We start from the raw sequence: 12704 nt of genomic DNA, 5'->3' as shown, positions 1-12704 counted from the left end.
TATATATCTAACCGGTTATCTGCGGTTGTCCCGCCTGTTCCGGTCGTTTCGGTCATTCCGATCGTTATTACGCCTGTTGCCTCCATCGGGACGTGGTTCACGCGGTGGACGTTCAACATACCCTTCCGGTTTCTCCAGTAATGCTTTTCTTGATAAACGTAATTTTCCGGTTTTTTGGTCTACTTCAACCAGTTTCACATCTACCTCATCACCTTCGGCCAGCACTCCATCCAGATTTTCAAGACGTTTCCAGTCGACTTCTGAAATATGTAACAAACCTTCTTTTCCGGGAAGTATTTCAACAAAAGCACCGAAAGCAACAATGGATTTCACTTTTCCATGATACACTTTACCTACTTCGGGAACTTCGATAATTCCGTTGATCCATTCCAATGCTGCATCAATTGAATCGCGGTTTTCGGCAAAAATATCCACTACACCCTTATTGTCTACTTCTTCGATAACAATGGTAGCACCTGTGACAGCCTGTATTTCCTGAATTACCTTACCACCGGTACCGATAATGGCACCGATCATTTCTTTTGGTACGGTAATCTGAACAATACGTGGGGTATGGGGTTTATAATCGGCACGTGGCTCGGCCATCACTTCCGTAATCTTACCCAGAATATGCATGCGTCCTTCCTTAGCCTGAGCCAATGCTTTGGCCAATACTTCATACGATAATCCATCGACTTTGATATCCATCTGTGTGGCTGTTATACCATCTGCTGTTCCGGTCACTTTAAAGTCCATATCGCCTAAATGGTCTTCATCGCCCAGAATATCTGAAAGAACTGCAAATTTACCGGGTTCTGAGATCAATCCCATAGCTATTCCCGATACAGGTTTCCTGATCTTTACCCCGGCATCCATCAGTGCCAATGTACCGGCACATACGGTTGCCATAGATGATGAACCGTTTGATTCCAGGATATCGGATACCACGCGTACTGCATAAGGATTTTCTTCACCTGTAGGCACCATTCCTTTAAGGGCACGGAATGCCAGGTTACCATGACCGACTTCGCGACGGGAAACACCACGTGAAGGACGGGCATCGCCTGTTGAGAAAGGTGGAAAATTATAATGCAGGACAAATTTCTCAGATCCTTGTATCAGGACTTCGTCCACTACTTTTTCATCCATTTTGGTACCCAGTGTCACAGTCGTTAATGATTGTGTTTCACCACGGGTGAAGACAGCCGATCCGTGTGCAGAAGGAAGATAATCCACTTCACACCAGATAGGACGGATATCAGTGGTTTTGCGGCCATCCAGACGAACTCCCTCATCTAGAATCATGCGACGCATGGCTTCTTTTTCTACATCATGGTAATAACGAGCTACTAATGATTTCTTTTCTTCACGTTCTTCTTCGGGAATCGTTTCGAGGAATTCATTTACAATGGCTTCGAAAGCATCATTGCGTTCGTGTTTTGGTAACTGGGATTTGGCTACCTGGTATACTTTGTCGTAAGTAGCTGCACGTACGGCTGCACGCAGATCTTCATCGTTGGTTTCATGGCTGTAAGTTCTTTTAACCGTCTTACCGACCATTTCCGTCAATTCCATTTGCGCCTTACAATGATTTTTGATCTCTTCATGAGCAAATTTCAACGCCTCGAGCATATCTTCTTCAGAGACTTCCTTCATTTCGCCTTCTACCATCATGATGTTGTCATAGGTAGCGGCAACCATGATATCCAGATCAGCCTTATCGACTTCTTCAAATGTCGGATTGATCACTAATTGTCCTCCGATGCGTGCTACGCGTACTTCAGAAATAGGACCGTTGAACGGAATATCCGAAACGGCAAGTGCAGCCGATGCTGCCAGACCGGCTAAAGCATCCGGTTTAATATCTTTTTCAGCTGAAATCAGATTGATGGTAACAAAAGTTTCTGCATGATAATCGTCAGGAAAAAGAGGGCGTAAAGCTCTGTCCACCAAACGGGAAATCAAAATCTCATAATCAGTAGGACGGGCCTCACGTTTCATAAAACCTCCGGGAAAACGTCCCGAAGCAGCAAATTTTTCCTTATATTCTACCTGAAGCGGCATAAAATCTACATCTTCTTTTGCTTCTTTTGCGGAAACAACTGTTGCCAGAAGCATGGTCTTTCCCTGACGAAGCACAACGGAACCATCAGCCTGCTTTGCCAATTTACCTGTCTCCAGGACAACAGTCTGACCATTGCCCAATACTATCTCTTTTTGGATAACATTCATGAATTTTCTATTTAATCAAATTTTGTGTAAAGACACTTTTAAATCATTAAAAATGCAAAAAAAGGCAATCGATCAATTGCCTTTTTGATAAGTGCCTTATTTTTTACTTACGGATATTCAGTTCCTTAATGATCTCGCGATAGCGGTTGATATCCCTGTCTTTCAGGTAATCGAGCAATCTTCTTCTCTTTCCTACCAACTTTAACAAAGCTTTCTGTGTACCGAAATCTTTCCGGTTTTGTTTCAAATGTTCCGTCAAATGGTTGATACGGAATGAAAACAATGCAATTTGTGATTCAGGAGATCCTGTATTGGCAACATTCTTACCATGTTGCGTAAATATTTCCTGCTTTTTTTCAGCGGTTAAATACATTTTCTTTTTACTCTATAAATTTTATTTACTCTTCTTTTTTGACCCGCAAATGTAATGCTCTTTTTTTGAATAGCAATACCTTTTGACAAGATTTTTACATTTTTCACCTAATTTGCTTCAGGTTATTCCATAAAAATCTGCAGTGAAAATTCAATCCGGATAAAACACCACTCTTTCCTAATTTCAAACCTAAAAAGAGAATTATTTTCCTTTGGCAGCTTCGTTCTTTAAAATATCCCGGATTTCCGTCAGCAAGGTTTCTTCTTTCGTAGGCGCCGGAGGTGCGGGGGCTTCTTCGGATTCTTTTTTCTTAGATAAATCATTAATGGCTTTTACCATCAAAAAGATAGAAAAAGCAATAATGACAAAATCGAATACGGTTTGGATAAAATTACCGATATTCAATGTTACTGCCGGTTTCACGACCTGACCCGCTTCAATCACAGCTTTAGACAACTGGATTTTCCACTCGGTAAAATTAATACCACCAATCAGCATACCAATAGGCGGCATAATTATATCAGATACGAGCGATGATACTATTTTCCCAAATGCTCCTCCGATGATAATACCTACAGCCATATCGATCACATTGCCACGCATGGCAAATGTCTTAAACTCATTCAAAAATTTCTTCATGGTTTTTGTCTTCTATGTTATTAATATTTAGGCAACAAATATAAATAATATTACACAAATACAGAAACCATCTTATGAGGAATATGTAATACACAATTATTCAATATGATAAATATTTACCTTAAATTAACCTCATAAAAAATGCTTCTTAAGGTTTGAGTACATTTTTCTTCGTCCTTCAATATACTGCTTATTTTGTATTGCATTTTATATTCGGTTCCATTAATAACAACACATTATAAAACTGTCAACCAAAGAGAAAAGAAGAGATGTCATAATATTTTGGACATCCCCTCTTTTCATTCATCACTAAAATTGAAACCGGAAAGTCATTGTTCTTGTTTTTCATTACTTAACAGATTTCGGATTGTGTGTCAAGTTCATATCTGATTCCCTTTTACCCGATATCCCCTTCATTTTCTTCATCCCAGGTGAATGTTTTCTCCTCATTCGAAGAACTACCGGAATTATAAAGTAACTCATAGGTTTTTTCATCCGTATCATATTCTTTGGTGTGGATAACGAAAATCAACTGACCAGATCCGTCTTCAAGGAATGGGGCAAGATCAAACGATGCCAATCCCCATTTATTTTGTAAAGGCGAATCGTCATTGGCATTATGCCTGAATTCCAGGTGAATTTTTCCGTCGTCATACACCTCAGAATCATCACTCACAAGATTGATAAAATGTGCCTTGTTAAAGCCCCTATACATGAATTCCACATTCACGTAATCAGCACTGATCCAGATATCATTTATCCCAATCTTATCGTTTCCTATGCTATCCTGGGTCTCAGGTGTAATTTCAAAAATCTCTTTTGTCAGTATAGAATATACCCTATAAAGCCTGACATCATAGTCATATTCTCCTTCTGACGACTTATCCGAGAGAAGTGAATATGTTGCAACAATCCTCTGTCCGTCCTTGGGTCGATAATTGGGAAGGAGGGTCTCGGCCGTTAACATACGTCCTTGGGATTGATCCAGTTTGAAAAAAAATGTTGATTTGTTTTCCGGATTTTCAACAGTGGCAATACTGATATACATAGTGTCCGGATCATCATCATCGTCATTACATGCTACGGCAAATAAAGAAATTATTGCTGGCAGTAATAATAACTTTATAATCGTTTTCATCGTTTTTAATTTAAAATTTAAAGTTTCGGGTTAATCACTTAAGCCTCTTAATATTTCCCATCATCTTTCATAGAAATATTGATGAACACCTGTTTATCCACGGCTACTTCCTGTGTAACCATTCCTGCCATTGAAAATACAAGTACGGTATTTTCAGATGGGATCCTAATCGAAAAACTACCATCATAGCCCGTTAATACATAGTCTGATGTTTCTTTAATTTGCACTACAACTCCGGGCATTGGTCCAAATTCATCAGATACTCTCCCCTTGATGAGAATACCTTTTTCCTGTGCGTTTGTTAATAGAAAGGAACAAAACACGGACAAGAAGAACAGATACATTACTTTTGTTTTCATACCTTTTTGATTTAAATGTTATGACTATTGATCATAAAGCCTCAATTTGCTTTATGATGCGAAATAACAACGATTTGACTTAACGATATTGGTTCAAACACGTCCTCTTTTGGTTCGGATTTTAGACATTTTTAAAATTATTTTTTCCACCTAATCGACACTTTTCACTGAATACCTGACATGGTCCACAGAATTTTCAATTATCAATTTTCAATTTTCACCTCCCTCCTCCCAACGCGCTGTACAAATTGATGATGCATTGTATTTCTTCAAGATAATTGCTAACCTGGTCTAATTCGGCTTGCAATAGCGTTTGCTGGGCGGTAAGAACTTCCAGATAATTGGTTGTACCATGCTGCATCAGAAGTTTTGTGCTGCTCACTGCGGTTTCCAGTTGTTCTGTCTGTTTTTCGTAGATATACGCTTTTGCTCGGGTGGTTTGGTATGCAGTCAGCAGATAATTAACTTCTATTCCCGCATCAAGAATTGTTTGCTGGAAAGTGAGTTGCGCTTCTTCCTGCTGCGCTTGGGCTATTTTGAGGCGGGCTTTGTTCTTTCCCTGATTGAATACGGGTTGCGTCAGCGAGCCTACAGCCTGCCACAATAATGCCCCGGGGTTGGAAACTATTCCGCCTCCGCTGTTTGTCCAGCCGATACTTCCACTGAGGGTCAGCGAAGGATAAAAGTATGAGCGGGATTCGTTGGTGTAATAAAACGCCTGCTTCAACGATGCTTCCGCCTGTCTGACATCTGGACGGTTGGAGAGCATCTGGACAGGAATACCTGCCGAAAATTCTTCGGGAAACGACTGTTCTTCGAGCCGCCCGCGGGCAACTTCTTTCGGCATTTCGCCCAACAGGGAACAGATGGTGTTTTCGATTCCCCAAATCTGCAATTTCATGTCGAAAATGGAAGCCTCAACCGACAGTTTGTTTGCCTCGGCTTGTGCCACGGCGGCTTGAGTAGTTTGTCCCGCGGTTTTCAGCGCTTGAGTGGCTTTTATATTGTCTTCCCAGCTTTGTAGGGTAACTTCGCTGATTTCCAACTGGCAGTCGAGTACCAGAAGGGTAAAATAAGCGTTGGCGATATTGGCAATGAGCTGGTTCTGTACGGCTTGCCGATAGGCTTCGCTTTTTTCCAATGCGGCAATTTCCTGTTTTTTCGCGTTGGTCAGCTTACCGAAAATTTCGATTTCCCAGCTTGCCGACAATGGCAATTCGTAGCTTTTGGTTGCTTTTGCACCGTCGAAACTGCTAATAGTGCCTTGTGGCGACAGGGCAAACGACGGCAGGTACGAAAGTTTTGCGGAGCGAAGGGATGCCTGCGCTTCACTGATTTTCAGCCGTGCTATTTTCAGGTCGGCATTGTTATCTAATCCCTTTTGGATGAGTTCCTGCAACTGCGGGTCGGTGAAAACATCTTTCCATGCAAGGTTTCCGAAATTTGTCGTATCCTTTGCTTCGTATGTCTCTCCGTAAAGACCTTCCGTTGCGATTTCAGAACGGGTATAATTTTTATAAATACCGCAACTGCTTAAGAGAAGGAAAAAGGCAAAAGAAAAAATGAAGAATAAAAGACGTTGAAAATTATTAATTGAAGACATGAGATAATATTTTAAAAGTTAAAAAATAAAAATTAAAAGCTACATAAGGGAATGAAAAATTTAAAGCAGTCATTTTGAATTATTTGAAACCTTGTTTTTCATTAATTTAATCTGATATACCAACATGATACCCGTAACAACAGCCGCTATTACATCGGCAACGGGACTACTTGCCCAAACTCCGTTAATACCCCAAAATTTCGGCAATATGAGGACGCATGGCACGAGAAATAAAAATTGACGTGTAAGCGAAAGGAATATCGATTTCTTTGCGTAACCAATCGACAAAAAGAAATTGGATGCAACAACCTGAAAACCGACTAATGGCAGCATCGCGCTAATAATACGTAACCCCTGCGAAGACAGACCGATGAGCTCCGAATCTGTCGTAAATAACCGACACAATATTTCAGGAAAACATTGGAATAAGATGAATGCGAAACTCGCTATGCAAATCCCGCACAGCAAGGCCAATCCGAGTGTTCTTTTGACCCTGGAATAAAGTTCAGCCCCAAAATTATATCCGATAATAGGCTGTATTCCAGAAGCTAATCCTAACAGGATCATAAAAACGATAGAAGTCAACCTGTTGGCAATCCCATATGCAGCAATATATAGGTCGCCGCCATAGATTTTGAAAATATTGTTAAAGATGATCACAACCAAACTGCTGCAAATATTGACAATGAAAGGCGATAGCCCGATTGCAAGAATTCTCGAAACAATATCTTTCTTTAACCGGAAAATATTACGTTCGAAATGAATAACATGCGTATTGTTTGTTAAATGTTTCAGTTCAAAAAGGAGTGCTATGATCTGCGCCAGCACCGTTGCATAGGCGGCTCCTTTAATCCCCCAACCAAACCCGAAAATAAAGAGTGCATCCAACAAACAGTTGACAATAACCGCCATCAGAGTCAGTCTCATTGCTTTCTGCGGATACCCTGACGAACGTATTACTTCATTTAATCCGAGAAATAATTGAGTGAAAACATTCCCTGCTACGATGATCTGCATATAATCCCTTGCATAGGGAAGTGTATCTTCGCTCGCTCCAAAAAATATCAGAATCGGGTCTAAAAAGAGTAAAACAATAATTGTATAGCTTACAGCGATAATTAAATTCAGCAATACAACATTTCCCGCACAAAGAGCGGCGCTTTTTTTATCTTTTTTCCCGAGTTTAAGCGCAATAAGTGTCGAAGCTCCTGTACCGACCAATGAGCCTAAAGCGGAACTCAGGTTCATCAAAGGCAATGCCACCGCTAAAGCTGCAATCGCCAAAACACCAATCCCATGTCCTATAAAGATAGTATCTACAAGGTTATACAAAGACTGGGCTATCATTGCAATAATTGACGGCAAAGCATAACGATACAACAGCTTTCCTTCTTTTTCCGTTCCTAATATATCAACATTGCTTTCCATATTCAAGATTTAATATTTTAAAGAATAGATATGACCCGAATTAAAAACCAAGGATACAGACATCATTTTTATTTTTTTGTTTATCAGCCTCTTGAAGAAGTCAAAAGTCGGAACGTTCATAAAGTCAGAAAGTGGGTTTAAATGACTTTTTCCGGCATCCCTTTCATTCTGTCTTCTTAATTCTTTTAATCTTTTCCTGTAACTTCTGCATCACCGTAAATAGTGCAGGGGTAATGAAAAGTAATGCCAGTGTTCCGACTGCCATGCCTGTTACTGTTCCCACTCCAAGTGAAATATTACCGTTAGCGCCCGCTCCTGATGAGAATACTAAGGGAAGCAATCCGACAATCATTGTCAGGGCGGTCATCAGGATAGGACGAAGACGTTCTTTCGCTGCCCTCAACGCGGCTTCAGTAATGCTTAATCCGTCTTTACGGTATCTTTGGGCAAGTTCGGTAATCAGAATGGCCGTTTTAGAAAGAAGTCCGATCAGCATGATCACACCTGTTTGCAGGTAGATATTATTTTCCAACCCTGTTATCCACGTAAAAAGGAAACTGCCCATTAACCCGACAGGTACGGATAATATTACTGCAAGCGGGATAAGGAAACTTTCATATAAGGCGGAAAGGATCAAATAGATAAATAAGGTACACAGTAACATGATAATGATGGTGTTATTACTGTTACCTGACTCTTCGCGACTCATACCGCCAAATTCGTAGCCGTATCCTGTAGGCAGGTATTGGGCCGCGGTCTCTTTAACTGCCATTATAGCGTCGCCTGAGCTGTATCCATCGGCAGGACTACCGTTTATGGCTATTGAGTTAAACATATTGAAACGGCTGATTGTTTCGGAACCGTAAGTTTTGGTCAATGTAACGAACTGTCCGACAGGCGCCATACCTTCGGATGTCCGGACAAAGATATTGTTGAGTGATTCCGTATCGAGACGGTATTCGGACGAAGCCTGCATCATTACACGGTACACTTTCGAGAAACGGGTAATGTTGGAAGAATAGAGCCCTCCGTAATAACCCGATATAACCGATAGTACTTCGCTCGGGGCGACTCCTGCACGTTTACACCTTGCAAAATCCACATCAACAGTGTATTGAGGATATTTGATGTCGAAAGTGAAGTATGCCATACCGATTTCAGGGCGTTCGTTAAGCTTCGTTATGAAATCCTGCGTGGTATAATATAAGTCCTCTACGGTGTTACCAGCCCTGTCCTGCGTATACATTTCGAAACCGTCACCCGAACCGTACCCGATAATCATTGGCGGCGAGAATACAAAAAGCTGTGCATTTTTTATACCCGCAGTACGACGGTATATCTCATCTGTCACGGCATCAATGCTGTTGGCGTCACCTTTACGTTCGTCCCACGATTTCAGACGCACCATGATCATACCCGCAGTGGGGGTTTGCCCCGAAAGCATACCGAAACCGGCATTGTTGGAATATTCGGCAATTTGAGGAATGTCTTTGATCACCTCTTCGACCTGCGACATGACCTCGTGTGTCTGGCTGAGCGTCGTCCCGGGTGCGGTGTTCACATTCACGAAAAGCATTCCCTGATCTTCATCCGGGACAAGTCCTGTTTTTGTATTCACCATTGCCACAACAAGCAGTACGAATGCCGTTGTCAACATTGCGCCAGCCAACCACTTACGCTTCAGTATAAACCTTACACCACCCGTGTACCGGTTGATTATTGCATGGAACGCACTGTTGAATGCCATACGAAAACGTTGCTGGAACGATTTTCCGCCTCCTTCTGATGAATCTTTATCGGGACGGATCAACAGGGCACAGAGTGCAGGACTGAGCGTCAATGCATTCAAAGCGGATATTCCTACGGCAACCGCCATTGTAACGCCGAACTGACGGAAAAAGATCCCCGATGTACCGCCCATGAATGATACAGGAATGAATACCGCCATAAATACCATGGTACTGACAATGATGGGCGAAGTAATACCGTTCATGCCGTCCACGGTGGCTTTATATGCCGATGTGTATCCCATATCGAGCCGTGCCTGTATGGCTTCTACGACAATGATAGCGTCATCGACCACCGTGCCGATGGCAAGTACGAGTGCGAACAGTGTAAGCAGGTTAATGCTGAACCCTGCGAACCACAGTACGGCAAATGTTCCTATCAGTGATACGACGATAGCGACCATCGGGATAAGTGTTAACCTGACGTTCTGCAGAAAAATATAAACTACGAGGATAACAAGTATCATTGCCTCAAACAGGGTTGTAAGAACATTTTTTATTGAAGCGTCGAGAAAATCCCTTACATTTTGTACGGTACCTATTTTTACACCGGGGGGTAATTCGCTTTCGATTTCGCCCAAGAGTGTCTCCACCTGTATAGCTATGTCGCGGGCATTAGAACCTGCAGTTTGCGAGACCATACATACCGTTCCCGGATGTCCGTTTGCCGAACCCGTCATTGTATAACTTTGTGCCCCGAGTTCAATTTTGGCAACATCCTTCAGTCGCAGCACTTCGCCTTCGGATGTCGACCGTATCACTAACTCACCGAATTCTTCAGGTGTTTCGAAGCGTCCCCGGTATTTCATTGAATATTGAAACATATTGTCCGAGTTTTCTCCAAAATTACCTGTTGGAGACTCGATGTTTTGTTCACCCAGGATATCAGCGATATCCTGTGGGACAAGGTTATACTGTGCCATGAGTTCGGGTTTCAGCCAAATACGGATGGCATAATCCGAACCGAGTACATCTACCCCACCTACACCCTCGATACGAAGGATACGTGGAATGATGTTGATATTGACGTAATTCGAAAGGAACAGTTCATCGAAACGATCGTCGCTGCTGTAAACGTTGAAAATCACCACCTGACTGCTCTGCATCTTGTTTACGGTTACACCACCCTTCGTTACATCGGCAGGAAGCTGACCGCTGGCGCGTGAAACGCGGTTCTGCACGTTTACAGCCGCCATATCGGGATCAGTTCCCTGTTCGAAGTATACCGATATAGAAGCCGAACCATTGTTGCTGGAACTGGAAGTCATATATATCATATGCTCGACCCCATTGATGGCTTCCTCCAAAGGAATAATGACGCTTTTCTGTACCGTTTCGGCATCAGCTCCTGTATAGGAAGCCGAAACCATCACTGTAGGCGTTGCAATGGTCGGATACTGTTCTATAGGCAGGGATGTCAGGCCAATGATCCCTATAATCACAATCAGTATGGAAATAACCGCCGCGAAAATGGGACGGTCTATGAAAGTTTTTACGTTCATACTATTTTGAATTAAAAATGAAAAGTGAAAAATGAAAAAGTGACCTGCAATTATTATCTTTGTATTTATCCCTGGAAATCTTACTTATGAAGAAGAAAGAGAACATAATTGCAGATAAATCATATAAATTCGCATTACGCATTATTAATGCATACCTATATTTAAGTAAGGAAAAGCAGGAATATGTTTTATCAAAACAATTATTACGAAGTGGCACAGCAATTGGTGCACTTGTAAGTGAAAGTTCTTTTGCCCAGAGTAAAGCCGATTTCATCAGCAAAATGCACATAGCGCTTAAAGAGGCCAATGAAACGAGATACTGGATAAACCTGCTTTGTGATAGTAATTTTATTACCGAATCTATGCATGATTCCATTTTACCTGATATTACTAAGATAATTAGCATACTTGCATCCATTGTGAAAACCGCAAAGGGGGTTAAATAATTAAAAATGAAAAGTGAAAAATGAAAAGTGACTTTGCACAGGGCTTTGCGCCATTTTTAATTTTTAACTTTTAATTTTTAATTTGAATGGCTGTGCCATTCTTCAGTAGTCCCGCTCCTTCAGCTACAATAATATCACCTTCGGAAAGTCCCGATTCGGCAATATAAGTCTGGCCATCGTTCGTTCCGAATACCTTCACTTCGGTTGACTGTGCGATACCATCCACCACTTTATAGACAAATACCTTGTCCTGCAATTCATAAGTGGCTGCCTGAGGTATCACGATGACATCTTTCAACTCATAAGGGTAGACCACACTGCCTGCACCACCACTCAGCAGGATACCGTTTTTATTGGGAAAGACGGCGCGGACACTAACAGTTCCTGTAGTCTGATCAATGACCCCACTGATGGTCTCGATATATCCTTTTTCATCATACATGCTTCCGTCTCCCAATTGCAGTCCGATTCCGGGCATGGCTGCGATGGCTTCCTTCAACGAACCGTTTTGCCGTGTAAGGGACAGTACCTGATTTTCAGTCATGGAGAAATAAACATACATTTCCGAATTATCTGATACTGTTGTTAATGGCGTAGTGATGCTTGAGCTAACCAGGGCACCGATTCTATAAGGCAACTTACCTACAACTCCATTGGAAGGGCTTTTTATTTCCGTATACGAAAGATCATTCTTCGCATTTATCTCCTGAGCCTTTGCCTGTTCAAGCTGCGCCTTTGCGGTTTCCAATGAGTTGATAGCCGTTTGCAGGTCATAATCGGATACAACCTCCTGTGTATGCAATTCGGTTTTGCTGTCGACAGTTAATTGTGCGGTTTTGACACCTGCCTGCGCCGCCGCCACACTTGCTTTTGCCGTTTCCAACGCCGCGCGGTATGCTACCTGGTCGATCACAAACATTATTTGTCCCTTCCCAACGGTTTCGCCTTCTTTTACCCGCACTTCGGTGATAAGGCCCGACACTTGCGGACGGATCTCTATATCCTGCCGGCCCCTGATCGATGCCGAATACTTTGTTGAAAGACTTTTATCGCTCAAAGTGATGGTTAATACTTTGTATTCGCTCTGTATCTGTGCTGGCATCTGATTTTTATTTTTGCATGATATAACGATCATACACAATATGGCAATGCCGAAACAAAAAAGGCTGTTATTAATTATTCTCATTTTCATGTTTT

General features: G+C 41.9%; 10 protein-coding genes. 1 reads left to right on the top strand and 9 read right to left on the bottom strand.

Features of this window, described 5'->3' with window-relative positions; all coding sequences use genetic code 11:
- Nucleotides 1-15: 15 nt before the first annotated feature.
- The 8 genes from LBQ60_07075 to LBQ60_07040 form a co-directional block, all read right to left on the bottom strand.
- Entirely contained in the window at nucleotides 16-2232 is a 2217-nt protein-coding gene (locus LBQ60_07075) for a polyribonucleotide nucleotidyltransferase (protein ID MDR2037669.1), read from the bottom strand.
- A 103-nt stretch (nucleotides 2233-2335) separates the two neighbouring features.
- Nucleotides 2336-2605: a 30S ribosomal protein S15 gene (gene rpsO, locus LBQ60_07070; GenBank protein MDR2037668.1), complete on the bottom strand. Its 270-nt coding sequence runs from the start codon at nucleotides 2603-2605 to the stop codon at nucleotides 2336-2338.
- Between the two features lie 201 nt (nucleotides 2606-2806).
- Complete coding sequence (mscL, locus tag LBQ60_07065) at nucleotides 2807-3244, bottom strand: large-conductance mechanosensitive channel protein MscL (GenBank protein ID MDR2037667.1); 438 nt, start codon at nucleotides 3242-3244, stop codon at nucleotides 2807-2809.
- A 397-nt stretch (nucleotides 3245-3641) separates the two neighbouring features.
- Nucleotides 3642-4382: a NigD-like protein gene (locus LBQ60_07060; GenBank protein ID MDR2037666.1), complete on the bottom strand. Its 741-nt coding sequence runs from the start codon at nucleotides 4380-4382 to the stop codon at nucleotides 3642-3644.
- A gap of 47 nt (nucleotides 4383-4429) precedes the next feature.
- On the bottom strand, nucleotides 4430-4741 hold the full coding sequence (locus LBQ60_07055) for a carboxypeptidase-like regulatory domain-containing protein (GenBank protein MDR2037665.1): 312 nt from the start codon (nucleotides 4739-4741) through the stop codon (nucleotides 4430-4432).
- Between the two features lie 217 nt (nucleotides 4742-4958).
- A complete protein-coding gene (locus tag LBQ60_07050; GenBank protein ID MDR2037664.1) occupies nucleotides 4959-6344 on the bottom strand; it encodes a TolC family protein in 1386 nt (461 codons plus the stop codon).
- A gap of 69 nt (nucleotides 6345-6413) precedes the next feature.
- On the bottom strand, nucleotides 6414-7778 hold the full coding sequence (locus LBQ60_07045; protein ID MDR2037663.1) for an MATE family efflux transporter: 1365 nt from the start codon (nucleotides 7776-7778) through the stop codon (nucleotides 6414-6416).
- A gap of 157 nt (nucleotides 7779-7935) precedes the next feature.
- A complete protein-coding gene (locus LBQ60_07040; protein ID MDR2037662.1) occupies nucleotides 7936-11061 on the bottom strand; it encodes an efflux RND transporter permease subunit in 3126 nt (1041 codons plus the stop codon).
- An 86-nt stretch (nucleotides 11062-11147) separates the two neighbouring features.
- On the opposite strand from LBQ60_07040, the gene LBQ60_07035 reads away from it, so the two are divergent.
- Nucleotides 11148-11507: a four helix bundle protein gene (locus LBQ60_07035; GenBank protein ID MDR2037661.1), complete on the top strand. Its 360-nt coding sequence runs from the start codon at nucleotides 11148-11150 to the stop codon at nucleotides 11505-11507.
- A gap of 70 nt (nucleotides 11508-11577) precedes the next feature.
- On the opposite strand, the gene LBQ60_07030 is transcribed toward LBQ60_07035, so the two are convergent.
- A complete protein-coding gene (locus LBQ60_07030) occupies nucleotides 11578-12642 on the bottom strand; it encodes an efflux RND transporter periplasmic adaptor subunit (protein MDR2037660.1) in 1065 nt (354 codons plus the stop codon).
- Between the last annotated feature and the right edge of the window lie 62 nt (nucleotides 12643-12704).

It is taken from the genome of Bacteroidales bacterium, assembly GCA_031275285.1.
In the GTDB taxonomy this organism is placed as follows: domain Bacteria; phylum Bacteroidota; class Bacteroidia; order Bacteroidales; family UBA4181; genus JAIRLS01.
This window is presented reverse-complemented; position numbering and strand designations above follow the sequence as displayed.

Bases quoted from the DNA above. Each gene is read 5' to 3' on its own strand.
- LBQ60_07075 (MDR2037669.1), bottom strand. From the start codon at position 2,232: ATGAATGTTATCCAAAAAGAGATAGTATTGGGCAATGGTCAGACTGTT.
- rpsO (MDR2037668.1), bottom strand. From the start codon at position 2,605: ATGTATTTAACCGCTGAAAAAAAGCAGGAAATATTTACGCAACATGGT.
- mscL (MDR2037667.1), bottom strand. From the start codon at position 3,244: ATGAAGAAATTTTTGAATGAGTTTAAGACATTTGCCATGCGTGGCAAT.
- LBQ60_07060 (MDR2037666.1), bottom strand. From the start codon at position 4,382: ATGAAAACGATTATAAAGTTATTATTACTGCCAGCAATAATTTCTTTA.
- LBQ60_07055 (MDR2037665.1), bottom strand. From the start codon at position 4,741: ATGAAAACAAAAGTAATGTATCTGTTCTTCTTGTCCGTGTTTTGTTCC.
- LBQ60_07050 (MDR2037664.1), bottom strand. From the start codon at position 6,344: ATGTCTTCAATTAATAATTTTCAACGTCTTTTATTCTTCATTTTTTCT.
- LBQ60_07040 (MDR2037662.1), bottom strand. From the start codon at position 11,061: ATGAACGTAAAAACTTTCATAGACCGTCCCATTTTCGCGGCGGTTATT.
- LBQ60_07035 (MDR2037661.1), top strand. From the start codon at position 11,148: ATGAAGAAGAAAGAGAACATAATTGCAGATAAATCATATAAATTCGCA.
- LBQ60_07030 (MDR2037660.1), bottom strand. From the start codon at position 12,642: ATGATCGTTATATCATGCAAAAATAAAAATCAGATGCCAGCACAGATA.